Annotated in this window: 17 protein-coding genes and 7 pseudogenes; 12 read left to right on the top strand and 12 right to left on the bottom strand. The window is 67.2% G+C overall.

Annotated elements, in window-relative coordinates; all coding sequences use genetic code 11:
• Nucleotides 1-17 precede the first annotated feature (17 nt).
• A pseudogene (locus tag SRB17_RS41495) lies at nt 18-931 on the bottom strand (IS982 family transposase).
• An 88-nt stretch (nt 932-1,019) separates the two neighbouring features.
• On the opposite strand from SRB17_RS41495, the gene SRB17_RS47795 reads away from it, so the two are divergent.
• Nucleotides 1,020-1,148, top strand: a complete 129-nt coding sequence (locus SRB17_RS47795; protein ID WP_267133494.1) for a hypothetical protein — start codon at nt 1,020-1,022, stop codon at nt 1,146-1,148.
• 97 nt (nt 1,149-1,245) lie between these two features.
• Here SRB17_RS47795 and SRB17_RS41490 read toward each other — a convergent pair whose 3' ends face one another.
• Nucleotides 1,246-1,449 carry a cold-shock protein gene (locus tag SRB17_RS41490; RefSeq protein ID WP_067045496.1) on the bottom strand — a complete coding sequence of 68 codons (204 nt, stop codon included), beginning with the start codon at nt 1,447-1,449 and terminating at the stop codon, nt 1,246-1,248.
• Nucleotides 1,450-1,730: 281 nt separating this feature from the next.
• On the opposite strand from SRB17_RS41490, the gene SRB17_RS41485 reads away from it, so the two are divergent.
• Both SRB17_RS41485 and SRB17_RS41480 read left to right on the top strand, forming a co-directional pair.
• On the top strand, nt 1,731-1,943 hold the full coding sequence (locus SRB17_RS41485; protein WP_153546860.1) for a hypothetical protein: 213 nt from the start codon (nt 1,731-1,733) through the stop codon (nt 1,941-1,943).
• 138 nt (nt 1,944-2,081) lie between these two features.
• Entirely contained in the window at nt 2,082-2,273 is a 192-nt protein-coding gene (locus tag SRB17_RS41480; RefSeq protein ID WP_067045490.1) for a hypothetical protein, read from the top strand.
• 628 nt (nt 2,274-2,901) lie between these two features.
• On the opposite strand, the pseudogene SRB17_RS41475 reads toward SRB17_RS41480, so the two are convergent.
• The 3 genes and pseudogenes from SRB17_RS41475 to SRB17_RS41465 form a co-directional block, all read right to left on the bottom strand.
• Nucleotides 2,902-3,984 (bottom strand): annotated as a pseudogene (locus tag SRB17_RS41475) (transposase); the annotation flags it as partial.
• Between the two features lie 482 nt (nt 3,985-4,466).
• A complete protein-coding gene (locus tag SRB17_RS41470; RefSeq protein ID WP_153546858.1) occupies nt 4,467-5,129 on the bottom strand; it encodes a response regulator transcription factor in 663 nt (220 codons plus the stop codon).
• Nucleotides 5,126-6,307 carry a sensor histidine kinase gene (locus SRB17_RS41465; RefSeq protein WP_153546856.1) on the bottom strand — a complete coding sequence of 394 codons (1,182 nt, stop codon included), beginning with the start codon at nt 6,305-6,307 and terminating at the stop codon, nt 5,126-5,128. The genes SRB17_RS41470 and SRB17_RS41465 overlap by 4 nt, the downstream gene beginning before the upstream one ends.
• A 239-nt stretch (nt 6,308-6,546) precedes the next feature.
• Here SRB17_RS41465 and SRB17_RS41460 point away from each other — a divergent pair, with 239 nt between their 5' ends.
• A complete protein-coding gene (locus SRB17_RS41460) occupies nt 6,547-7,116 on the top strand; it encodes a DUF308 domain-containing protein (RefSeq protein ID WP_228396599.1) in 570 nt (189 codons plus the stop codon).
• A 141-nt stretch (nt 7,117-7,257) separates the two neighbouring features.
• Here SRB17_RS41460 and SRB17_RS41455 read toward each other — a convergent pair whose 3' ends face one another.
• Nucleotides 7,258-8,151: an IS982 family transposase gene (locus SRB17_RS41455; protein ID WP_323377479.1), complete on the bottom strand. Its 894-nt coding sequence runs from the start codon at nt 8,149-8,151 to the stop codon at nt 7,258-7,260.
• 63 nt (nt 8,152-8,214) lie between these two features.
• Nucleotides 8,215-9,207: a 4,5-dihydroxyphthalate decarboxylase gene (locus tag SRB17_RS41450; protein ID WP_153546852.1), complete on the bottom strand. Its 993-nt coding sequence runs from the start codon at nt 9,205-9,207 to the stop codon at nt 8,215-8,217.
• A 99-nt stretch (nt 9,208-9,306) separates the two neighbouring features.
• Between SRB17_RS41450 and SRB17_RS41445 the strand changes: the two genes are divergently transcribed.
• Nucleotides 9,307-9,948 carry a TetR/AcrR family transcriptional regulator gene (locus SRB17_RS41445; protein WP_153546849.1) on the top strand — a complete coding sequence of 214 codons (642 nt, stop codon included), beginning with the start codon at nt 9,307-9,309 and terminating at the stop codon, nt 9,946-9,948.
• A gap of 242 nt (nt 9,949-10,190) precedes the next feature.
• Here SRB17_RS41445 and SRB17_RS48720 read toward each other — a convergent pair.
• Nucleotides 10,191-10,325: pseudogene (locus SRB17_RS48720) on the bottom strand (IS5/IS1182 family transposase); the annotation flags it as partial.
• Nucleotides 10,326-10,921: 596 nt separating this feature from the next.
• Here SRB17_RS48720 and SRB17_RS41435 point away from each other — a divergent pair.
• Both SRB17_RS41435 and SRB17_RS41425 read left to right on the top strand, forming a co-directional pair.
• Complete coding sequence (locus tag SRB17_RS41435; RefSeq protein WP_153546845.1) at nt 10,922-11,329, top strand: DUF3224 domain-containing protein; 408 nt, start codon at nt 10,922-10,924, stop codon at nt 11,327-11,329.
• Nucleotides 11,330-11,468: 139 nt separating this feature from the next.
• A pseudogene (locus SRB17_RS41425) lies at nt 11,469-12,881 on the top strand (NF041680 family putative transposase).
• A 167-nt stretch (nt 12,882-13,048) separates the two neighbouring features.
• Here the strand turns inward: SRB17_RS41425 and SRB17_RS41420 are convergent.
• On the bottom strand, nt 13,049-13,633 hold the full coding sequence (locus SRB17_RS41420; RefSeq protein WP_194294309.1) for a GNAT family N-acetyltransferase: 585 nt from the start codon (nt 13,631-13,633) through the stop codon (nt 13,049-13,051).
• 1,103 nt (nt 13,634-14,736) lie between these two features.
• On the opposite strand from SRB17_RS41420, the gene SRB17_RS41415 reads away from it, so the two are divergent.
• Nucleotides 14,737-15,900 (top strand): acyltransferase family protein, encoded by a 1,164-nt coding sequence (locus tag SRB17_RS41415; RefSeq protein ID WP_153546842.1) that lies wholly within the window; start codon nt 14,737-14,739, stop codon nt 15,898-15,900.
• Nucleotides 15,901-16,210: 310 nt separating this feature from the next.
• On the opposite strand, the gene SRB17_RS41410 is transcribed toward SRB17_RS41415, so the two are convergent.
• Nucleotides 16,211-17,026 carry a helix-turn-helix transcriptional regulator gene (locus tag SRB17_RS41410; RefSeq protein WP_153546840.1) on the bottom strand — a complete coding sequence of 272 codons (816 nt, stop codon included), beginning with the start codon at nt 17,024-17,026 and terminating at the stop codon, nt 16,211-16,213.
• Between the two features lie 72 nt (nt 17,027-17,098).
• On the opposite strand from SRB17_RS41410, the gene SRB17_RS41405 reads away from it, so the two are divergent.
• Complete coding sequence (locus SRB17_RS41405; protein WP_153546838.1) at nt 17,099-17,815, top strand: SDR family oxidoreductase; 717 nt, start codon at nt 17,099-17,101, stop codon at nt 17,813-17,815.
• Between the two features lie 38 nt (nt 17,816-17,853).
• Here the strand turns inward: SRB17_RS41405 and SRB17_RS41400 are convergent.
• Both SRB17_RS41400 and SRB17_RS41395 read right to left on the bottom strand, forming a co-directional pair.
• Nucleotides 17,854-18,075 (bottom strand): annotated as a pseudogene (locus SRB17_RS41400) (IS5/IS1182 family transposase); the annotation flags it as partial.
• A 41-nt stretch (nt 18,076-18,116) separates the two neighbouring features.
• A pseudogene (locus SRB17_RS41395) lies at nt 18,117-18,542 on the bottom strand (transposase); the annotation flags it as partial.
• Nucleotides 18,543-18,866: 324 nt separating this feature from the next.
• On the opposite strand from SRB17_RS41395, the gene SRB17_RS41390 reads away from it, so the two are divergent.
• The 3 genes and pseudogenes from SRB17_RS41390 to SRB17_RS41380 all read left to right on the top strand — a co-directional run bounded on the left by SRB17_RS41390 (nt 18,867) and on the right by SRB17_RS41380 (nt 22,689).
• Complete coding sequence (locus tag SRB17_RS41390) at nt 18,867-20,399, top strand: hypothetical protein (RefSeq protein ID WP_153546836.1); 1,533 nt, start codon at nt 18,867-18,869, stop codon at nt 20,397-20,399.
• Nucleotides 20,400-20,531: 132 nt separating this feature from the next.
• Nucleotides 20,532-20,753, top strand: a pseudogene (locus tag SRB17_RS41385) (IS5/IS1182 family transposase); the annotation flags it as partial.
• A 409-nt stretch (nt 20,754-21,162) separates the two neighbouring features.
• Nucleotides 21,163-22,689: a flavin monoamine oxidase family protein gene (locus SRB17_RS41380; protein ID WP_416237136.1), complete on the top strand. Its 1,527-nt coding sequence runs from the start codon at nt 21,163-21,165 to the stop codon at nt 22,687-22,689.
• Nucleotides 22,690-22,725 lie beyond the last annotated feature (36 nt).

The raw sequence follows: 22,725 nt of genomic DNA, 5'->3' as shown, positions 1-22,725 counted from the left end.
TGATCTATTCCAAGGGATCAGTGATCGAACGCGGTCAGCGAGCGTAGGACGTCTTGTCCGGTGTGGTCGTTGTGCCATATCGCCGTGGTCAGGACGAGGATGCGTTGCATTACGCGAGCGATGACGCCGTTGGGTGTGCGTCCGCGGTGCCGTTCGAGGTCGAGCTGGCCCTTGAGGTCTCGTTGATTGACTCGATGATCTGCCGCAAAGGCTTGAAGAGGTGTGCGCCCGGCCGTTCCCGTTCGCCCTTGCGGGCCGACCGCAACAAGTTGGTTTCCTGCTCGGCGAGTTCGTGTTCGAAGGCGCGGCCGAAGTAGTTCTTGTCGCCGATCAGGGTCTGTCCGGGACGGTCGCGTAGGAGGTCGGGGTCGGCGGCGAGGAGGTCCAGCAGGGTCTCGCGTTCGTCGGCTTTGGCGCCGGTCAGGGCGAAGGCGACGGGCAGGCCCTGGAGGGTGCAGATCAGGTGCAGGCGCAGCCCCCAGAAGAACCGGCTGTGGCTGGCGCAGTAGCCGTATTCGACCCATCCGGCCAGGTCGGAGCGTTTCACTGTCTCGCGGGAGCGGCCGCATTCGACCGGCGTGGAGTCCACGACCCACACGTCGTCGCTCCACACTGAGGTGTTGATGGCCAGGATCCGGTTGATGGTCCGCATCAGGCCGGCAGCCTTGCGCAGCCGTTTGTTGTATCCGGGCTGCTGCGGCAGGTACGGGAAGAGGCGCCGCAGATGGGCACGGGCGTGACGGAGCCACCTGGCCTCGGAGGTGAAGCCGAGCATGGCCTGCATCATCGCCAGGGTGACCAGTTCGGCATCGCTCAGCCGCGGGGCGATACCGACTGGCGGTCGCCGCGGCGCCAAGTCCGGACGCTCCTTCAGCAGGTCATCGGTCGTCGCATAGAGTGCTGTCGCGAGGGTGTCCAAGTTGTGCGTCACAACATGATCTTGGACGCCCTCGTTTTCGTCTCTTCAGGCACCCCTTGGAATAGATCATCTAGGCAGCGGGGGCACGAAGGGAGGCCGCATGCCCGAGTGGATCGACCCGCGGCACGCGGATCTGGTCGCTGCGTGGAAGCGCACGCAGCAGCCGGACTCGCGTGACCCGGAAGAGCCCAGGCCAGCGAGGGGCTTCATCGTCCCGAGCGAGGGCTGACAGGTAGGGCGGCCCCGGCAGGCACAACCGGCGGACGGGACCGAAGAAGCCCCAGCCGGGATGTACCCACCAGCTGGGGCCTTTCTTGCGTGTGGCGTTACAGGGGGCGGATGTTCTCCGCCTGCGGGCCCTTCTGGCCCTGCGTGACGTCGAACTCGACCTTCTGACCCTCCTGCAGCTCGCGGAAGCCCTGGGCGACGATGTTCGAGTAGTGGGCGAAGACGTCGGGGCCGCCACCCTCCTGCTCGATGAAGCCGAAGCCCTTTTCCGCGTTGAACCACTTCACAGTGCCCTTGGCCATGTGCCTGTCTCCTTCGAGGGGACTCGTATCGGGTCCCGCACCGTGCGGGTCCCGGAGGTGATCGCCCTGGTCCGGAGAGGCGTTGAACGCAAAAACGCCCGCGATGCGATCACGGGCGAACGGGACTTCGGAACCACGACTGCTGATTACGACGCTACACCGGCTGGTGTAGCTCGGCCACAAGACACCACGACGACAACGCGACCCCCCGTGGGGCAACCGCCGCCACTGACAGCCGTCCCCCGAATGCGCCTCACCTGCCGTTGGGCGAGGCTGAGGCTATGGCTGAGCGTCGCGTGATCGTGTTCCCGCCCGGAGAGGGTGGCGGCCGTCGCATCCAGGTCGGCAGCGAGACGCTGGGAACCGCATACAGCCTGCATGACCTGAGCGTGTTCCTGGAGCGTGCCGGCCTGGAGGGGTTGGACGTGGTGGACCTGGTGAACTCGCCGCTGATCGAATGGCACGGTGGCGGCCCGGAGGTATGGGAGCGCTGAACGCCCGTCGGTGGGCTGGCGGCCGTCGTCACCTGTTCGACGCACAGCGGTCGCTGACGCACGCGGGCTCGCGTTCGCTGGAAGCGAGCCCGGCATGCGACCGGAGCTCGCCCCCCATCAAGCCAAGGAGACACAGCCATGGACCAAGGCAAGATCCATGAGTGGAACGCGGACCCGGGCGAGGGAAGCATCAAGAACGACCAAGGTGGTCCCGTGCTGTACTTCACGGTAGACGACCTCGTGATCGACCCCGACGAGATCCATCCCGGGGACACCGTCTCGTTCCAGATCCAAGGACCGGGACGCGCGGCCAAGGTCAACAAGGCCTGAGTCTCGACAGCAGCGCGCGGCAGGCACCACCCGAAGGTGAACGGCTGGTGCCTGCGTGGGTTTCTGGGCCGTGCAGATCGGCCGCGGCCTGGTCGTGAAGGAGAGTTCGAATCCTGCCGGGGGCACCCACTATGAGGTGCCCAAAGACCCCGTCACCAGCGGAAACGCTGAGGCCGGGGTCTTCGCGTTTGTGCAGCCGCATGCCGTCCGAAGCGGCCCTATGTCGGGGTCCGTGGACGAGCTGTGGACGGGATCTTGGGGCATCGGCGCGGGTGAAGCCCGGAAACGGACGAGGCCTCTGACACGGGGCGGCCAGGTGCTCCTACACCCAGCGCGGCAGCCGGCGAGTCTCATCTCGTAACGGGTGTGGAGGCGCCGATGGATGAGCGCAAGGCCGTGCCGAGCGGCGACCGCCGGCGTCGACTGCCGGACAGGTAGTACCTCACGCCGATGAGTCGCCCACCCTCGCAGGGGGCAACTCATCACGCTGCTGTGGTTACAGCGACCGCTCGATCTTCCGCTCCTCGACCTGCTCTTCCGCTTTGGTCTTCTCGTCGCGGACGGTGTACCTCGCCTGGGGCGACTCACCCTGGATACGCCGGATCTCTCCAGTGTGCTTCTGGTTGTCCTGCTTGAAGAGGCGAAAGGTGTGCTCGATGACGAAGCGCCGCAGGTAGGCCTGCCAGAGACGGTCGGCGTCTGCCGCAGTGGCGTCGGTGCCTGACCACCACAGCCGGACCGGCTTGGGTGTTGCGCCGCTGGGCAGGTGGCCGATGTCCAGGCGGATCACCGTCCCCTCGACGACCGGGAGAGTGCCGTCGGCCGTGGCCCAGGAGGAGCGGTGGGTGAGCCTGGGGTGCAGCCGGTCCCAGGAGCGGGCCCTGGCGGTGCCGTAAAGACGTGTGTCGGTGACAGTCTCGGTGTCCGGGACGCCCCAGGTATCGGGCTGTCCGAAGACGAATTCGCCGCCGTGCCGGGGTGGGCGGCCCATCGTGTGGGGCTGGCGGGGTGGAACAGCCCGGCGCAGGACCCGGTCTGAGCGCATCCGGGCGAGCACCTGGACCGGCAGGTCTTTGAGCAGGAACGCAAGACGGGGTGCGTCGTATCCGGCGTCCGCGATGACGAGGACGTCGGGGTCGCCCTCCTGCCACTGCCCGGCGGTGATCAGCCGGTGGAGCAGGTCACGCAGCTGCCGGGCTGTGACGGTGGCGTTGTCGTCCCCGGGGGCCAGGCGAAGCGCGTCCAAAGGCGCGGTCCAGGAACTGCGACCCGGCTCGAGTGCGCAGATGATCGAGTACGGCCAGCCAGGGACAGGGATGTGCTGGTCTTTGCCCCGGCCGTAGGTGTGACACAGGATCCGCTGCGGTGAGGTGTGAGCATCGGGGCGTAGCCAGCAGGTGATGTCGATGGCCAGGACCAGCCGGCCGTCGACAGCCCGCGGCAGTGGCACCGCGGCCAGGGCCCGCCGCAGCCGGCCGGTATCGACCCTGCCACGGGCGAGGGCGGCATAGAGCCCGCCATGACCACGGCGGTGTTCGCCGACCAACGACAGTTCGGCCAGCGACCTCACCGGTCCGTCGCCGCACAGCACGGCGTCAGCCAGCTCGAACAACGCATCCGAACGAGCGGTGAGGCAGGAGTAGAACTCGCCCCGGAGGCATGACAGTTCCGCCAACGGCTCTTGCCGGGCGTCGTGATGCAGCAGACTCATCTTCACGGCCTTCGTGCTGGACATGTGTGTTCCTTGGTCGGAGCACATGTTCAGACGAAGGCCGCTTTGGCGTACGGCGGATACCAGACCGAGTGATCAAGTTCGAGGCACCATTCGACGCCGGCCGTTAAAGATCAAGCTAGACGAATGAGTCCGATGTCGGGGCGGATGCGCGAGCTTGAAGGGAGGGCGCTCAAGATCATGTTGTGACGCAAGACCTGAACACCCTCTTGACCGCGCTGTAAGGGAAGATCGACGACGAGATCGGAGGGACCAGGTGGATGGGACGGCCGCTGCTGCTGACCGACTCCGAGCTCGTCTGCCTGGCCGTGGCGCAAGCCCTGCTCGGCAGGTACAGGTGCAGGCACGCCGCTCGCGCAGCGCGACGGCGAGGTCTTCCATACGTGCCCACGCCGTCCCGCCCGCCGGACTGTTCGGCATCGCCACGGTGGCCACCTGTTTCGGCGTTCTGCTCGTCAGGCTCAGGGGTAGAGGCCGGCCCGGAAGGTGAACGAGACGAGTTGCGCTCGATCACGTGCGCCGACCTTCGTCATGGCCCGCACCGCGTGCGTCTTCACGGTGAACGGCGACACGGACATCTGGGCCGCGATCTCGTCGTTGCCGAGACCGCTCGCGACGAGAACGACCACGTCCCGCTCCCTGGGTGTCAGAGCGTCGAAGCGTCGCAGCAGTTCCTCGTCGATCACCGGGGGCGGTCTGTCGGTCATGTGACCGATGAGCGCGGCCGTCGCGGCGGCCGACAGCGCACCGCCCCCGCCGACGACCTCGGTGATTCCGGCGACGAGTTCGGCGGGGCTCACGGTCTTGCTCAGGAAACCGTTGGCGCCCGCGCGAAGGGCGGCGAGAACGATGTCGTCCTGGTCGAAAGTGGTCAGCACGATCACCCGCAGCTTTTCGGGTGGGTGCTCTGTGCGGATCCGGCGGGTCGCTTCGACACCGTCGATGCCGGGCATCCGTATGTCCATCAGGACCAGGTCGACGGGGTGGTCCCGGAGGTAGGGGACGACCTGGAGTCCATCGGAGAGATCACCCACGACGACGAGACTTGGGTCGAGCCGGAGCATCGCCCGGATCCCGGCCCTGATCTCGTCCTGGTCGTCGACGATCAGAATCCGCGTGGTCATACGACGGCTCCCAGGGGGCTGAACTCCGCATGGACCCGGAATCGCCCGTCGTCACTGTCGATCGTGAGCCGCCCGCTGGAGGACTCGACGCGTTCGCGCATCCCCACGAGTCCGAGTCCGCTGCCCGAGCCGGAGCCGTGCGGTGGGTGACCGACGCGGTTCTCGACGGTGACGCAGATCCTGCCGTCGCGCTCGCGCACATCCACCGTTGCCGCCCCCTCTCCATGCCGGTAGGCATTCGTGAGTGCTTCCTGAACGACTCGGTAGACCGTCACGCCGACGCTGGGTTCCACGAAACCGGGGGGGATGTCGATGGAGGGCCGGACGTCGAGGCCGATGCTCTCGAAAGAGGCGACAAGGCTCTCCAGGCCGCTGAGCGCCGGGGTCGGCCGGAGCGCCTCGTCGTGGGAGATGTCGTCTCCGAGGCGGAGGAGCGTGAGGATCCGTTGTGTTTCGACGACGACGGTGCGGGCGCTGGACCTGGCGGAGACGAGGGCCTGCCGGGAGGACTCGGCGTCTTCGGGCAGCCCGATCTCCGCAGCACCGAGATGCATGCTCAGCAGCGCGACCTGGTGGCCGACGACGTCGTGGAGGTCCCGGGCGATGCGGAGTCGTTCCTCGGTCACCCGTCGGGTGGCTTCGATCTCACGGGTGGCGATGGCGCTCTCGGCCCGTTCCTCCAGGGTCAACCAGTGGTCTCGGTGGATGCGCAGCGCGGCCCCTGTCGCGCCTCCCGCTATGGCTGAGAAGAGTGCGGCGGCTCCCACGATCGCGCCGCCACGGAATCCTCCCAGTGTCATGAACGCCCCCAGGAAGAACGCCGCCACGATGCCGGTTCCGGCCAGCGGCTGCTTTCCCCTGAGGGCGACCGCGAACAGCACGAGCACCGCCATCATCCACACCGACAGCGGGTCATGGCCCACCGCTGTGACGGCGAAAGACGCCGCGCTCGCCACGACCAGTCCTGCCCATGGCCGCCACCATGAGAGGGCGACACCGCCACCGGCGAGGAGCACGGAGAGGGCCGTCGGCCAGTCCGACCCTCGCAGGATCACTGCCACGATCTGGCCGGTGAACACCAGTGCGGCCACCGCATAAGCGACGAGGTGCAGCGCCTCGGGGCGGCGGACCCACAGGGGTGCCACGGGACCGTCGTGATTGTTCTGCGCCTTGCCCATGGCCTGATTCTCGTGCACATGTGCTGCGGCCGTGTACTTCGAATGATGTAGACGGCGAGCCCGGTCCGGGCGACGGGGACGGCGGAACTCGTTCGATGCGAAGTGGATGGCGGAACTACTTCGTTCGAAGTACGCGGCCCCTCCCGAGGGCGCTGAGACTCCTCATCGAGGCGACCGTCTCACACCGCCACGATCACCGAACGGGACACCCGATGAATCAGACCACCGTGCCTTCGAGCATGACCACGACCACGACAACGCTCTCCGGGCTCCGATCGCTCTACCTGATCCGAGTCGCCTTCTCCTTGATCTGGGTGGCACTCGTCGTCACGACCTCCGCCTCGCTCGTGTCGACGGACAGGCCCACGGTGATCGCGGCCGTGCTGCTCGTCGTCTACCCCCTGTGGGACGTCGTCGCCACGCTCCTCGAGCGTCGCATGGCTGGCACCGGTTCCATGGACCGCGTCGGTACCACCAACGTGGCTCTCGGCCTCGCCACCGCCGCCGGGATGATCGTCGCCGTCTTCTCCACCATCGGGACGGCCCTGCTTGTGTTCGGCATCTGGGCCCTGCTCTCCGGAGCGATCCAGCTCGTCGTGGCGATCCGGCGCCGGCGCACCGTCGGTGCCCAGTGGCCCATGGTCATCAGCGGCGGACTGTCCGTCCTCGCCGGTATCTCCTTCGCTGCCATGTCCGCCTCGGCGACGAGCGGCCTGTCCTCCGTCGCCGGATACTCAGCCTTCGGTGCCTTCTGGTTCCTCGTCTCCGTCATCGCCCTGAGCATCCGCAGCCGACGCGAAAAGCATTGACCACCGCCGTCTGAGCCACCGCCTCTCCCGGAGGCGCGCGGTGTCTTTCGACCTGCGGATACTGCACCGGCCCGCGCCGGACCGCTTCGAGGAGACCATCGCCGCGTACAAGGCTCTCAAGGCGCTGCTTGCCAACGGTGATCAGTGGTCGTACGCGATCAGGGATCGGGTGACCGGGGCGCTGGTCTTGCGGTTGTGCCAGATCGCCGCGGTCATCGCGAGGATGCGCTGGGCGACCCGGATGGCGACGCCCTCGAAGGTCCGGCCGCCGTGCTGTTCCAGGTCGAGCTCGCCTTTGAGGGAATCGTTGACAGATTCGATGAGCTGGCGGACCTTCTTGAGCATAGGTTCGCCATAGCGGGCCTTCTCCCGCTTGCGGGACGGCCGCAGTAGCTCGATGCCCTGCCCGGCGAGGTCCTGCTCGAACACCTTGCCCGCGAAGCCCTTGTCCGAGATGAGCAGGATGCCCTCGCGTTCGGCGACCAGGTCGGCGTCCGTCTCCAGCATCGAGACCAGGACTTCGCGTTCGCCGATCTTCGGGTTGGCCAGCGCCCACACGATGGGCATGCCGGTCGGGGTGCAGACCAGATAGAGGCGCAGGCCCCAGAAGAACCGCGAGTGGGAGGCGCAGTAGCCGTACCCGGCCCACCCGGCGAGGTCCGAACGTTGGGCCGTCGGGCGGGACATCCCGCACGGGACTGGCGTTGAGTCGACGATCCAGTGGTTGTCGAACCAGAGGTCGCTGTCCATGGCCAACTCCCGGATCATCCGCTTGACCAGGGGCAGCGCCGCTCGCAGCCGCTTGTTGTAGCCCGACTGTTGAGGGAGGTAGGGGAACATGCCGGCCAGGTGCTTGCGGGCGAAGCGCAGCCAGCGCGCCTCGGAGCGGTGGCCGAGCAGGGCTTGCGCCACGGCCAGGCAGACAAGCTCGGAGTCGGTCAGCAGCGGCGGCCGTCCCATCCACCGGGTCCCTCCGATCTCGTCGTCAATCTTCACGTACAGCGCGGTCAAGAGGGTGTTCAGATCTTGCGTCACAACATGATCTTGAGCGCCCTCTCTTCAAGCTCGCGCACCGGCCCCGACATCGGACTCATTCGTCTAGGTGTCGAGGAACTCGGGGATGAAGATGTCGCGGCTGCTCAGCAGGCGCTTGGAGAGGCCCTGCTCGTGGTGGTAGCGCAGGAAGGTGTCGACCGCCTTGCGGTTCGCGCGCATGCCGTAGGGCCACCAGTCCTCGCCGAGCAGGCTGCGGTTGTGTTCGAACAGGCTGCTGAACCAGGGGGTCACCAGGCTCATGTGCTGCTTCGCGGCGTCCTCGATGTATTTGCGTTCGGCCAGGTCCTTGGCCTTGACGAAGGCGCGGTAGACCGAGCGCAGATCCTCGGAACAGCGCACCAGGTCCTTGCGGACCGCGACGATGTGCATCGGGGGGAAGATCCCGGTGCGCCGGTAGTAGTCGCGCTCGACGTTCTCATAGTCGGGGAAGAGCCGGACGATCTTCGTCGATCCCCGCAACATGGCCTGGGGCACGTCGACCGAGATGAGCGCGTCGATCTCTCCGGACTCGAGCATGGCGCCCAGGGTCTGGCCGTCGTCGGCATGCCGCACGTGCACGCCGTCCGGCACCGGCTGCGGGAGCCAGTCGAACGCGGGGATGGGATGGTTGGTGCCGCCGATGACCCAGCGGCACTGGTCGACGGTCACGCCGTACTCGTCCGACAGGATGCCCTTGGGCCAGACCCCGGCGTCGTGTCCGAAGAGCGCGAACTCGCCGAGTGTCTTGCCGGCCAGGTCCTGCGGCTGCTCGATCCCCGCCTCGGTGTTCACGAAGATGGCGGAGTGCCGAAAGTTGCGGTTCGGGAAGATCGGCAGCGCCATGAATGGCGCGTCCTCCAGGTCGAAGGTACGCAGAAAGTAGGTCAAGCCGAGTTCCGCTATGTCGTAGCGGCCTTCGAGCATGTGCCGGAAGAGGTCCGAGACCAGGGGCTCCGTCTCAAAGGTGGCGTCCACCCCGTCGATCTTCACGCGGCCGTCGAAGAGCGCCTCGGTGTGCTCGTACCGGTAGGTGCCGATGGTCAGCTCGATGCTCATCAAGATCCTCTCTTCCGTGAATGACCTTTCATTTTCACGATGGGCCGGATATGGTTCCACGTCAAGATGAACGATCATTCACTTTGAGGGAGGCAGGCCATGCCGCGCATCACGCCCGAGCGTCGGGAAGCCAAGCGTGCGGAGATTGTGGCGGCAGCGCGCCGGTGTTTCGCGCGGGGCGGCTTCCACCAGACCTCGATGCCGGACATCGCCGCCGCAGCCGGTGTTTCCGCGGGTGCCCCCTACCGCTACTTCGCGAGCAAGGAGGAGATCATCCTGGCCATCGCCGCGGACGCCTTCCGGCTGATCTTCGAGCCGATGGAGCGGGTGGCCGTGGCCGCTGGCGCCCCTTCCCTGGGCGACCTGGTCGCCGCCTCCCTTCAGGCACTGAGTGCCGAGACCGTCACGGACGCCGCAGGGCAGGTGGTGCCGGTCGAGGAACTGCTGCAGTGCGTCGTGCAGACCTGGTCGGAACTGCTGCGCAACGACGGCCTGCACGCCCGCGCCTTGGAAGGCTTCGAAAGGGTCCGTCGCAGCATCACCGACGCCCTGCGCCGCGGACAAGCGGCGGGCGCTGTCCAAACCGTGGAGCCGGAGAGCGGCGCGCGGGTATTGATCGGTCTGCTGCACGGATTCCTGCTCCAGCGTGTGGCCTTCGGCTTGACCGACACGGCGGGATTCAACGACGCCGTCCGGGGGTTGCTCGACGGAGCCGAGCGCCCGGACAACACTCCGCGGTGAGCGTTCCCCGGCTCAGGCTGCAAACCTGCTGCACATGCGGATGCGGCACCCCCGCATCCACCGGCGCCATGATGGCCCACTCCGCGGTGGTGTTCCGCTGACAGGCCACGGACGGCGGTGGGAGAGTGGCGCCCAGGCCGGGTTCAGGCCGGTGCGGGCCAAGGTCAGCACCATGACCTTGAGAATGATCAGTCCCGTTGGGCTTCGCGGGAGGCCGGCTGATTGCTTCTGCGGGAGGATCGCCGGGTGATTCGCCTGGTCATGAGGGTGATAGCGGCCCAGGTGATCAGCGATTCCGAGTGCTGGATGAGCCGTTCGTAGTGGCGCGCGTGCCGACGGGCGTGCATGACCCAGGCGTGTGAGCGTTCCACCACCCACCAGGGGCCGGGGCACGACCCCGCGGCCGTGACAAGACCCGGCCCGTTTCCTGGGCTGAGAGTCAGACCGAAAATGCGATGATCACAATGAACGACCACAACTGACCGCATTCTGATCGAAGTTGGGATTCGGATGCGTTCGCGATGCGGTCACTGTGAGCGTTCGCCGAACGTTTCCTTCCGGGCCCTCCAGGCCCTCGTGACGCACCGCCGTGAGCAGTAGACCGCGTTCGAACGGCGATCGACCCCAACCACCCAAGTGTCCCCGCACTCGGGGCACTTGGCCTGGCCGGCACCGCTCAACTCCGCGGCCACCCGCTTGCGCAACCGTCGTCCCCGGCGCCGCTGCCTGGCACGACATGCCGATGAGCAGTACACGGCATCGGGCTGTGCTTGCGGCCTCAGCCGTTCACCGCAGCCTCCGCACACTCGCTCTCCGGCGGCGTCTTCGGACACCCAGCCTAGACCCCAAAGCTACGCGAAACCGGGGATACGAAATAGGCACTGAGCTTGTTCTTTAAGGTTTCTGTCGCCTCCCGGCGCCGGGGACCTATGGTCCAGCCGCGTTTGTCAGACCGCCTCGGTACGGTCGGCGCATGAGAGCTACGGCAACTTTCACCGTCAAAGCGTTCGTCCCGACTGAGCTGAAGCCCGAGCCTGCCGTGTCCACTGGGCTGCCGGTAGGTGTCGCGACGATGGAGAAACACTTCGAGGGAGAGGTCGTGGGACGCTCGGCGACCCTGTTCACTGCCGCGTTCGACCAGTCGACTGGCGTCGGCACCTATGTGGCCATGGAGAAGTTCGAAGGCTCGCTGCAGGGACGGGAGGGGTCCTTCAACTTCGTGCACTCGGCGACAACATCCGGCAGCGACCGCACAGCGGAGTTCTTCACCATCGTGCCTTCAAGCGGCACCGGCGAGCTGACCGAGATCTCCGGGGCCGGAGGGATGGCCGTTGATGCTGACGGCACGCATCGCATCTGGTTCGACTACCAAGTCGGCTAAACGGCGAGGTCTTGTCGGCCTCGAACTATGACCCGAACATGATCGCCCGAATGAGGATTCCGGGGACGCGAACACGGCCTGCGTCTGATCCTGTGCTCCGACCAAAGACGCACCTGGCCAGCACGAAGGCCGTGGGGGAATGAGTCTGCTGCAACGTGGCATCCAACGGGAGCCGTTCGCGGTGGCGTCACGCTTCCGGGATGACTTCTTCGAGTGTCTGACCGTGCGCGGGAACACATTGTTCGAGCTGACCGACGCGTTGCTGTGCGCGGACGGCCCGGTGACCACACTGGTGGATCTCACGCTCACGGCCGAGCATCGGCGTGGGCACGGCGCGATATACGAGGCGTTGAACAACGGGAACGTGGACGTGCCCCGGCTGCGGCAGGTGCTGGCCGGTCTGTCGACGCCAGCAACTGGCTCCGCCCCGACGCGCCGACCAGCGGGGACCGCTGTTCTGCCACGCCTACGGCCGCAGCGGACGGCCCTCGGACCAGTTCATCCCGGGCTGGCCGTACTCGTTCGTCGCCGCCCTCGAATCGGGCCGGACGTCCTGGCGCCAGCTCCTGGACACCGTCCGTCTCGGGCCTGAAAACGACGTCGCCGAGGTCACCGCCGCCCAGCTCCGCCGTGTGGTCACGGACCTGATCGAGATGGGCCCCTGGCACTTCGGCGACCGCGACATCCTCATCGTCTTCGACGCCGGCTACGACGCCCCGCGCATGGCCCACCTCCTCGACGGCCTCCCGGTCGAGGTGCTGGGACGGATGCGCTCCGACCGCGTCATGCGACGGCCGACGCCCTCGCTCAAGGAGTACGCCCTGTCCTATCCCCAGGGCGGGCGACCGCCGAAGCACGGCAAGGAGCTCCGCTTCGCCAAGCCGGACACCTGGGGCGAGCCGGACGCGGCAACCGTGCAGGTCACCGACCGGTACGGCACCGCCCGCGCGATGGCCTGGGACCGCATCCACCCCCGCCTGACCACCCGCTCCGCCTGGATCGACCACACCGGCGAACTCCCCATCATCGAAGGCACGCTGATCCGCCTCCAGGTCGACCGCCTGCCCGGCGGAGGCGACCCGATCCCGCTCTGGCTCTGGTCGTCCGCCACCGGCCTGAACAGTGAGGACGTCGACGTGCGCTGGCAGGCGCTCCTGAGGAGGTTCGACATCGAACACCTCTTCATGCTGATGAAACAGACCCTCGGGTGGACCCGTCCGAAGCTGCGAACCCCCGAGGCCGGCGAGCGCTGGACCTGGCTGATCACCGCCGCCCACACCCAGATCCGCCTCCTGCGCGAGGCCGCCGCCGACGTGCGGCGACCATGGGAGAAGCCACCGACCTTGGCCGGCTCACCCCGGCCCGAGTCCGCCGGGGGTTTCGGAACCTCCGCCCGCACTTGCACTGTCCGGTCCGTGCACCGAAAACTTCAACTCCCGGTCCTGGAAGGTCACTTGGTTCGAAGAACCGGCGGCCCGCCCCCCGCTACGACGTGGGCAAGACCGTGAAACGACCCGAGAGCATCATCGAACGAAACCGACTCAGACCATAAAGAACAAGCTGAGACCGACTGCCCGGCACGGCAGTGTGCGAGAGCGCGCAGCGCTCGCTCCGGGCACCGCGGAGCGGATCCGCCCCGACGTCGGCCACCCCCACGCTCGGTACGTGCGTGGCCGGACCACCACCCGTGCCGGACTCGCCCGCTCCGGGAAGGCCGTGTCAGGTGAATACGCCGGCCACAATCGACGCTCCGGGCAAGAGAGTGGAATCCAGGCGGACTTCGGGGGCGAGTGCGGTCCACGCCACTCGTGTGCCTGGGTCTTCTGCCAGTGCCAGGGGTTCAGATCCGATCTGGATTGCGATCCCCGCACCCGGATTCCCCACGGTCCATCCCCATGCTGCGTAGATGGGTACGAGGTCGCGGCGGCCGACCGCCAGGTTCGCCATGACCAGGCAGTGGCCCACATCGCGAAGTCTGTCGAGGAGGTGGTCCCTTAGTAGCGAGCCTACGCCTGTGCGGCGGTGGCCGGGATGGACCGCCAGGACGTCGAGCAGGCCAATGCGTTGGGTGATCTCTTCCTCGGACACTTCAAGACCGGCGACAGTGAGTTTGATGCCTGCGCCCGCGACCACACCAACCACTTTCCCGTGATCTTCTGCGACGAGCCCGCTCCCGAATCGGTTGGCCGCGGATGGTGCCGACAGGTACGGATCCAGCTGACCGGGGTCGCTCGGTTCGATGACCCCCTCCAGCAGGTGCATGACCTGGTCGAGGTCTGCGCGTGTCAGGGGGCGAACGTTCACGGTGGCCCTTGTCCTTGGTCCAGCGGGCCGGCAGCGGTGTTCGGCACGGCGGCGTGAGGCTCTTCCCATGGGTGTGATGGTGTCACGGCACTGCACTGGGCCGTCGGCCTCCAGCACGAGGACACCCGAAAGCGGGGCCGGCCATTGGCTGGGCATGGGCAAACCCCCGCCACCACCGGCAACGCCTGCGCCACCCGGACCACCGTCGCCGCCTACCGCGCCCGCCGCAAGGCTGGACACTGACCCGGCGCGGTCACCCTCACAGATCGTCAATCACTCTTCAGCCCGCACCTTTCCCACATCGTTGCCAAGCGAACGACCTGGGGCGAAGAGCAGCCCTGGCCGAGATTCCGGAGATCCCCATCACCATCTCCGACTGCGCGCCGGCAATGACCAGCTAGCCCTGCACGTCCGTGCACCAGGCTCACGACATCGGCAAGCCACTCAGCGAGCGGATTCGGGCTGCCGAAGGAATGTGGCGGGGAGGGCTGTCTGCCGGAGGTGGTCCGGGATGCGGTTGGGCCAATGTGGGGTGACCGCGCTTCTTGCGAAGCTCTCCAGACCGCTGTCGGGCCGCATGTACACGTAGTCGGCGGCCGCCCGGACCTGGGCGGTGTTGTAGTGGTCCACCTCATCCGCGCCCATCGTGCTGTAGCCGTGGCGGCACCTAGGACGGCCATGAGCCGCGGACCCAGCGGCAAGACCAGTTCATCGCAGTTCTCCAGCCCGAGGCCGTCGCGGGGACCGGTGTCGAGGTGGCCATCGCGCAGGGCAAGGGCGGGCACGCATGACTTCGGCTCCGCACCCGCCTACTGACTCCCCTTCTGGAACCGGTACCGTCCCGACCGCACGCCCGCCAGGAGCGCAACGTCACCGCTCGGGTGGCTGGCCCGGTGCACGGCGGTCAACTTTCTCCCGTTGCCGACAGTGGTGCACTCAGACGAGTACGCGGACAACAGGGGGCGCTTGGGCGGTTATGATGCGGTCCGGAGTCATTCGGTCGCCCTACGGCACGGTCGGTTCGACCTCGTTGGGTCGGCTGGAAATAGGCGCTGCTGTGACAGATTGATTGTGTATCAACTCGGTGCTGGAGGCAGGGTCGCATGCTGTCCTCAACTGGCACGAAGACACTCCCCTCACTGACCGGGTTGCGTTTCCTCCTCGCGGCCTGTGTCCTGATGGCTCACGCCTTGTCAGGCTCCGCGCTCTTCAGCCAAAAGTTGCAGGCTCCGCTGTCCATCGCTACGGTGCCGCTGGCCACCTCCGCAGTATCCGGGTTCTTCGTCCTCTCCGGCTTCGTGCTTGCCTGGTCCTACCGGCCAGGGGAACGTGCACGATCCTTCTGGCGACGCCGCTTTTGGAAGATCTACCCCAACCACGCACTGGGCTGGCTTCTGGGGGCGCTCTTCTTCGCAGTCACAACCGCCCCCAGCCCCATGGCGGCCGACGGCAGCGCAACCGTGCTGGGCGGGGTCGCAGAGCTATTCCTGGTGAAGGTCTGGGCACCTGCTCAGCAAGTATTCAACGGCTTCAACGACCCATCCTGGTCAGTCTGTTGCGAAGCCTTCTTCTACCTGCTGTTCCCGGCGCTGATTCCTGCTGCCTGCAGGCTGACCCCGGCCGGGCTGCGCCGCACGTGGCTGGCCCTTGCCGGAGCGATCGCAGTGTTCCCCGCAGTGGCGCTGGAACTCGGCGGGCGGGTGCTCCCGGGCTGGCCGCTCCCTCTGAACACGCTCTGGTTCGCCTACGTCTTCCCGCCCGTGCGATTGACGGAGTTCATGCTCGGAATCGTCACCGCGCGCCTGGTGCAGGCTGAGCGCTGGCCCCGGCTGAACATGCCGACCCGCATCGGAGCTTTGGTGACGGTACTCGCCGCAACTCCATTTCTCCCCATTCCTTATTCCCTCGGGGCCGGCTATGGCGTGCCCTTCTCCCTCATCATTGCCGGGCTGGCCCTGCAAGACATCCACGGCCGGAGCCATCTGCTCGCCCGGCCGGCCGTGGTTGCGCTGGGGGAGGCTTCGTATGCCCTTTACATCGTTCACTTCCCCTTGCTGATGTCCGCCCGGCAGGCCATCGGTGTCCATCACCGGTTCGCCCCGCTGAACGGCGTCCTGTTCGCAGTGGGGCTGATGGTGGCGGCACAGGCGGTCGCACTGCTGGTCCATCGACACTACGAACACCCAATCCAGGCGCGCTTCGCCCGGGACATCCACGCCGTGCCGTCCGGGCGCCCTGAGTACAGCACAGCGCCCGTGTCCGACTAGGTTTCTTGTGGATCACCGCATCTCGCATGGGTGACGGTGCCTGCCTGCCATTCGAACTTCGTCTGCGCCATGGCTGTCCAACGCCCTTCGTGCCGGGTATGCGTGCGACGCGACGGTGCCGCCAAAGGCGGACACCAGCGCTCGGGAACGACGCTAAAACGATCAACCTGTGGACAGAATCCGACGCCTAAGAGCTCGCGCGGATAGGCGGCGTGGAAAGCCTCAGCATCAAGATGGGCACAGGTCCCGGTGGACATGTGGTTGCGACGGTCTGTGACCGCTGGAGAGAGACCTGTCCGCGTCTTTCGTTTCAGGTCGCCTGCCTGGCCAGCCTGTGCAGGGCCCGCACGGCAGGTGATCCGGGGTCGGCCGTCATCAGGACGACTTCCTGGTCTTCCTCAGGCACGAGCAGGACGTCGCAGTTCAATCGCAGCGTGCCGGCTTCCGGGTGGTCCAGGGTCTTGGTGCGGTGCCCGGGAGCGTGGACCGGACGTGTCTGCCAGATCTGCCTGAACTCCTCGCTTTCGGCGTGCAGTTCGGCCAGCAGGGCGGTCACCTGCGGGTCGTGCGGGTAGCGGTCGGCGGCCCGGCGAAGCCGTGCCACCACGATGTGCCCGAACTCCTCGGCGCTGGAGCTCTCGTACATCTGTCCCTGGCCCAGGAAGCGGCGCCGGGCCAGGTTCGTCGTCCCGCGTGCGAGGTCGCTGCCGAGCAGTGCCTGGGCCAGGGGGTTCCAGGCGACGACGCCGTACGCCGCGTCAGTGACGATGGCAGCGGTCTCCGGCAGCCTCTCCAGCATCCGGGCCACGTGCGGACGTACCCGCCGCACCGCGTTGCGGCCGGGCGGCGCGTTCGATCCCGCCAGGCGGAACAGGTGGCTACGCTCGGCCGGCGTGAGCCGCAGCGCCTGGGCCAGCGCGTCCAGGATCCGGGCCGATGGCCGCGGTCCCCGGGCCTGCTCCAGCCGCGCGTAGTAGTCGACCGACATGTGGGCGAGCTCCGCCACCTCCTCGCGGCGCAGGCCCGGCGTACGGCGGACGGTGCCCGTCGTCGTCAGCCCGGCCTCGTGCGGACGCAGACCCGCCCGACGATCCCGCAGGAAGCGGGCCAGCTCGTGCCGCGCCATGCCACCTCCTGCCGCTTGCCTGGTACCGACTGTCCCTGGCAGGGCGCGCAGCGCCGGGGGACCGTAGTTTCCATGAACGATCGCACAGCTCTGGTGACCGGTGCCAACAAGGGCATCGGCAAGCACATCGCCCGGCTGCTCGCGGCCGAGGGCCTCACCGTGTACGTGGGCGCCCGCGACCCGGGGCGCGGACAACGAGCCGTCGAGGAGATCGGTGCCGGCGCCCGGCTGCTGGTCCTCGACGTGACGGATCCCGACGGCATCGCCCAAGCCGCGGCTCAGGTGGAACGCCTGGACGTGCTGGTCAACAACGCCGGCATCTCACCGTCACTCGCCTCGCCGGCCGACACCCTCGTCGAGGAATACCGGCGCACGTACGAGACGAACGTGTTCGGGGTGGTGGCGGTGACCAATGCCTTCCTGCCCGCCCTGGGCCGGTCCCCGCACCCGCGCATCGTCAACATCTCCAGTGGCACCGCGTCGCTGGCCTGGAGCACAAACCCCAACCCCCAATTCACCCCGGGAAGCGGTAGCGCTGCCGCCTACCGGTCGTCCAAGGCCGCCCTCAACGCTCTCACCGTCTTTTACGCCCAGACGCTGGCCGAGGACGGCTTCAAGGTCAACTCGCTCGCCCCCGGCCTGCGGGCGACCGATCTCAACCCCCGGGCCGCCGCTGCCGGCGGCGACCCGGCCGAGGCAGCGCAGGGTGCCCTCCACCTGGCCCTGCTGCCGGACGACGGCCCCACCGGTGGCTTCTTCTCCTGGGACGGAACTCCCGTGCCCTGGTGATTGGTCATCAGTCATGGGCGGCGTCGGGGGCGCGTCTCCTAGCGGTGGGTGGTCCAGGCTCTGCGGATGAGGCTGCGGACGGTGATGATCGTGTCTGCGAGATCGAAGAAGGCGTTGACGACGGTAGCGCGGCGTTCATAGCAGCGGGCGAGGCGGTGGAAGGCGTTCTGCCAGGCATGGGTGCGCTCCACGTGCCACCTCCGACTTGCCTGGATCGGCGCCTTCTCGCCTTTGTGCGCGATCCGGCCGTGCAGGCTGCGACATCACCGTCCACCTGGACGCCGGCTACGACTCCGACAAGACGCAGGCGAACGGTGGCGAATGTGGACTCGATCGGGTTGGTCGTCCGCAGGTGGATCCAGTGCTCGGCGGGGAAGTCGTAGAGCGCCAGCAGCTCGGCCTCGTCGTCGGTGATCTTCTTGACGGCCTTGGGGAACTTCGCCCCGCAGAGCTGGGCGAACGTAGTGATCGCCTTGACCGCGAGGTCGCGGTCCTCGGCTTTGTAGATGTCCTGAAACGTCTTGCGAGCGCCGGGCTGGGCCGACTTCGGCAGAGCGTTGAGCACATTGGCGGTTTTGTGCACCCAGCACCTTTGATGCCGGGAGGCGGGGAAGACCTCGGCCAGGGCCTTCCAGAAGCCGAGAGACCCGTCGCCGACCGCCAGGACCGGGGCGCGCATCCCTCGGCGGGCGCAGTCACGCAGCAGGTCCGCCCAGGACTCACCCGAGTGTCCGCGAACACGCAGTGGTGACTCAGCGCTTCGGGTTGCCGGTGAGAGCTTGGGTCGATCCAGCCGCTATATTCATCCATCACTTGGTCACGATCCGCACCAACGGTGATGTCGGGCCGGGTACCGGATGGCCCCCCTGAGCTGGGGCCATGTGATCCTGTGGGGGGATACACCGTGCGACGTGCTGCTCTGCTTTCGACTGCCACTGCCACAGCGCTGGCGACCTCGATGTTCACCGGCCCTGCCCTGGCCCGTGCCGATGCCGCTCCAGGGACTGGACCCGTCCTGGATAACGCGGACGCCTGGTACGCCTATCCCGGAATGGTCTTCATCACCGCGCACTCGGACAATGCGATCACCCATATCACCGCCCACTTCACCCCCGTCGGCAGCCCGAACGGCGCGCCCGAGGCCGGATCCACTGACGACTTCACCCAGCAGACCGGCACGGACGGCCGGTCTGGAATCTGGCGGGCCCCGGTGCACCTCGCGGACCTCGGCGAGTACCGGATCACCGTCGACATGGAGGACTCCTCCGGGGCCACGGTCACCGGCGTCGCCTCACGCTCGACACTGCAGTACCAGACCATTCTCACTGTCCCGGACCTTACGGTGACGCCGACCAAGCCGGACTACTTCCATCAAAAAGTGACCGTCAGCGGTACCGAACTCGCCGAGGACCCACGGACGCCCGGCACACGGGTTCCGGTCGCCAACGCGCCGCTCGTCATCACCTGCCAGGGCACCTCCCCGTACAGCAGGTTCAATACGCAGACCGACGCCGACGGGCGCCTCACCTTCTCGTTCGTCCCCACCGTGTACTGGGCCGACATGACGGCGTGGCCACAAGACTCCAGCGCCTACCCCGGGGCGATCCTCCTGCCCTCGCCCCAGCAGCCCATGAACCCCGTGCAGGCACCGACCCGGTTCACGGCGAGCACACACGCCCTCAACCTGCGCCAGGGAACGACGGGCACGGTCACCGGCCATGCGGAGATCCAGACGGCCGACGGCTGGCAGCCGCTGCCGCACACGTCACTCAGCCTCATAGGTACCGGCTCTTCGCAGGGGTACGGGGGGACGACCACGACGGACGATAACGGGTTCTACAGCCTGCGCGTCCCCTCGGACAATCCGTTGCCGACCGGCCAACTCGTCCTCGGCGACACGCCGTTCTTGCAGCCTGCCACTGAGCCTTTCAGCCTCCACGTGGCATACACGACTGACCTCACCATGGACGCCACGCTCGACGAGAACTCCCGACTCCACGTCTCGGGAGACATCGAGTACAGCGATCCCCGTGCCCACTGGCCGTCCAACACCGCCGTCACCATCGAGTATTCCAAGGACGGCAAGACCGGCTGGAAGTCCGCCTCCACAATCCCGGTGAAGATCCGCTACAACAAGCCCAACTTCCAGGAAGTCTTCGGCACGTCATTCACCGCGCAGAACAACGCCTACTGGCGTGCCCGCTTCAACGGCAACCCCGACCTCGCGAGCAGCACCACCAAGCCCGTCCACCTACGCCGCTACCCCACACGGATCACCGGGTTCGACGTCACCCCCGAACCGGTCAGCAGGAACGGTCTCATCCACCTCAAAGGCACGCTCCAGTACTACACGGGTACCACCTGGAAGCCGCTCGCCGACGCCAGCCCCGCCCTGTACTTCCGGCCTCGCGGGGCCTCCACCTACCGCTACATCAGTGACCTGAGCACCGACTCCAAGGGCCGGATCCGCAACATCACCCAAAACGACACCCAGGACGGCACCTGGGCAGTTGCCCTGAACCGCAACATAGGCGACCAGTACCTCAAGAGCCCCCTGGTCACGGACTACGTCGACGTGCGATGACCATGCCAGCCGCAGCCCGGCACCCCCGGACTGCGGCTGGACCGCGCCGGCAGACGTGGCGGCTGTCATCCGTCACGCTCAGCCGGCCAACTGAAGCGCTGCGCACCGTCAAGGAGGGCAGCCCTCCGTGCAGCGCGCCCCAAGGACGCCAAAGGATTCGTCGTGCTGCCCAAGAGGTGGGTGGTCGAGCGGTCGAACTCGTGGACCATGCGAGCGCGCAACGCCAGGGACTACGAACGCCTGATGTCCCACGCCGAAGCCCACATCCAGTGGGCATTCATCACCCTCATGACCCGCCGCCTGACCCGACCGCACCGTCGCACCGACGCCGTCCCGCACACCCTCCCCGCAGCTGCCTGAAGAACCCTCCGCTGCCGTTCGGCACCCCGTCCATCGACGGCAAACCGAACACGGCAAGCACCACCCATCGATCCCCCAACGCCGTGACCAGCGAAAAGAGGTTCAGACACAGCTTCTGACCGCTCACCGCTGAGGAGTAACGCCTGACTGCGGGCCCGCACCCAGCGGGTGCGGGCCCGCAGTGCGTCTACCCACCGGTATCCAGCCCGTTGGACATGTGCGCCCAGAGAAACGTGTGGGATACACGAGTAACTGATGGGCTGTAACAGGCCATTGGCACGCTTCCCCCGGTCAATTCAAGATCGAGAGGGGAGTCCGACGCATGGCACAGACTCAGAGCGGTTCGGGTACGAGTCGGCGGGCGTTCTTGCGCAATGTGGGCCTCACGGGCGGCGCGGGCACGATGTTCGCCACCATGGGCGCCCTCGGGCTCGCCCCCACCGCGCAGGCCGCCCAGCGTGAACAGCCCTTCCGCCCCCTGAAGCAGAGCGACTTCACGCTCACCGGACGCGGCGCCGCCAAGGTCGTCGTCATCGGCGGCGGTATCGCCGGGCTCGCCTGCGCGTACGAACTCGGCAAGGCGGGCTACGACTGTACGGTCCTGGAGGCCAGAGACCGCACCGGCGGCCGCAACTTCACGGTCCGCGGCGGTGATTCGACCACCGACCTCTACGGCAACACCCAGACGGCCCGCTTCAGCGAGGGCCACTACATGAACGCGGGCCCCGCCCGCCTCGCACAGTGGATGGTCTCCCTCGACTACTGCCGCGAACTGAGCGTCCCCGTCGAGGTGTTCACCAACGTCAACGCGGACGCGTACATCTTCAACGAGTCGGCCGGCATGACGAAGCCGATGCGGTACCGGACCGCCAAGGCCGATGTCTACGGCTATGTGTCGGAGCTGCTCGCCAAGGCCGCGGGCAAGGGCGCTCTCGACAAGGAGCTGACCGCCACCGACCAGGAGAAACTGGTCGAGTTCCTCAAGGACTTCGGTGAACTCGGTGACAAGCTGACGTACGAGGGCGGGGAGCGCCGCGGATACACCACCGTTCCGGCCGCCGCGGGAACCCCCGGCGTGCTGCTCGGCGACATCCCGTCCGCCTCCGACATCTTCGCCAGCGGGGTCGGCCGCTACTTCTCCTTCGAGTTCGGCTTCGACCAGGCGATGCTGATGTTCCAGCCGGTGGGCGGCATGGACCAGATACCGAAGGCCCTGACCCGGGCGATAGGGACCCACCGGATCCGCACAGGGGCCGCCGTCTCGAAAATCACCGACAAGGGCAGTGGCGTCAGCGTCACTTACACCCAGGGCGGCCGTACGAACGTCATCGACGCCGACTACTGCATCGGCGCCCTGCCGCCCAACATCTTCGCCAAGGTCCCGCACAACCTCGGCTCGGGCGTGCAGAGCGCCCTGGAGGCGATCACGCCGTCGTCCGCCGCCAAGATCGGCCTGGAGTACAGGTCGCGCTGGTGGGAGCTGGACCACCGCATCTACGGCGGCATCACCGAGACCGATCAGGACGTCACCCACATCTGGCACCCCTCGTACGGGTTCCACGGCGAGCGCGGCGTCATGATCGGCTACTACAACTACGGCGACGACGCGGACTCGTACGCGAAGCTCACCCCCGCGGAGCGCGAGAAGCGGGCGGTAGCCGCGGGCGTGAAGATCTACGGCGAGAAGTACCGCAGCGAGCTCGCGTCCTCCTTCTCGCACCACTGGCGCCAGACACCCCACCTGGAGGCCGCCTGGCACGACACCCCCGGCGGTCCCGACGACCCCCGCTACAAGCCGCTGAACGAGCCCACCGGACGTGTCTACTTCGCGGGCGACTGGCTCAGTTACACGGACGCCTGGCAGCACGGCGCGTTCACCTCGGCGCGCAAGGCGGTCACCGCCCTTCACGCGCGCGTGCTCTCCTCGTAGCCCTCCCCACGGTCCTGCCAGCCGCTCGGGGCGGCT

This window comes from Streptomyces sp. RB17 (assembly GCF_009604455.1).
Lineage (GTDB): Bacteria > Actinomycetota > Actinomycetes > Streptomycetales > Streptomycetaceae > Streptomyces.
This window is presented reverse-complemented; position numbering and strand designations above follow the sequence as displayed.

Coding starts and splice junctions, on each gene's coding strand:
- SRB17_RS47795 (WP_267133494.1), top strand. CDS start 1,020: ATGCCCGAGTGGATCGACCCGCGGCACGCGGATCTGGTCGCTGCGTGG.
- SRB17_RS41490 (WP_067045496.1), bottom strand. CDS start 1,449: ATGGCCAAGGGCACTGTGAAGTGGTTCAACGCGGAAAAGGGCTTCGGC.
- SRB17_RS41485 (WP_153546860.1), top strand. CDS start 1,731: ATGGCTGAGCGTCGCGTGATCGTGTTCCCGCCCGGAGAGGGTGGCGGC.
- SRB17_RS41480 (WP_067045490.1), top strand. CDS start 2,082: ATGGACCAAGGCAAGATCCATGAGTGGAACGCGGACCCGGGCGAGGGA.
- SRB17_RS41470 (WP_153546858.1), bottom strand. CDS start 5,129: ATGACCACGCGGATTCTGATCGTCGACGACCAGGACGAGATCAGGGCC.
- SRB17_RS41465 (WP_153546856.1), bottom strand. CDS start 6,307: ATGGGCAAGGCGCAGAACAATCACGACGGTCCCGTGGCACCCCTGTGG.
- SRB17_RS41460 (WP_228396599.1), top strand. CDS start 6,547: ATGACCACGACCACGACAACGCTCTCCGGGCTCCGATCGCTCTACCTG.
- SRB17_RS41450 (WP_153546852.1), bottom strand. CDS start 9,207: ATGAGCATCGAGCTGACCATCGGCACCTACCGGTACGAGCACACCGAG.
- SRB17_RS41445 (WP_153546849.1), top strand. CDS start 9,307: ATGCCGCGCATCACGCCCGAGCGTCGGGAAGCCAAGCGTGCGGAGATT.
- SRB17_RS41435 (WP_153546845.1), top strand. CDS start 10,922: ATGAGAGCTACGGCAACTTTCACCGTCAAAGCGTTCGTCCCGACTGAG.
- SRB17_RS41415 (WP_153546842.1), top strand. CDS start 14,737: ATGCTGTCCTCAACTGGCACGAAGACACTCCCCTCACTGACCGGGTTG.
- SRB17_RS41410 (WP_153546840.1), bottom strand. CDS start 17,026: ATGGCGCGGCACGAGCTGGCCCGCTTCCTGCGGGATCGTCGGGCGGGT.
- SRB17_RS41405 (WP_153546838.1), top strand. CDS start 17,099: ATGAACGATCGCACAGCTCTGGTGACCGGTGCCAACAAGGGCATCGGC.
- SRB17_RS41390 (WP_153546836.1), top strand. CDS start 18,867: ATGGTCTTCATCACCGCGCACTCGGACAATGCGATCACCCATATCACC.
- SRB17_RS41380 (WP_416237136.1), top strand. CDS start 21,163: ATGTTCGCCACCATGGGCGCCCTCGGGCTCGCCCCCACCGCGCAGGCC.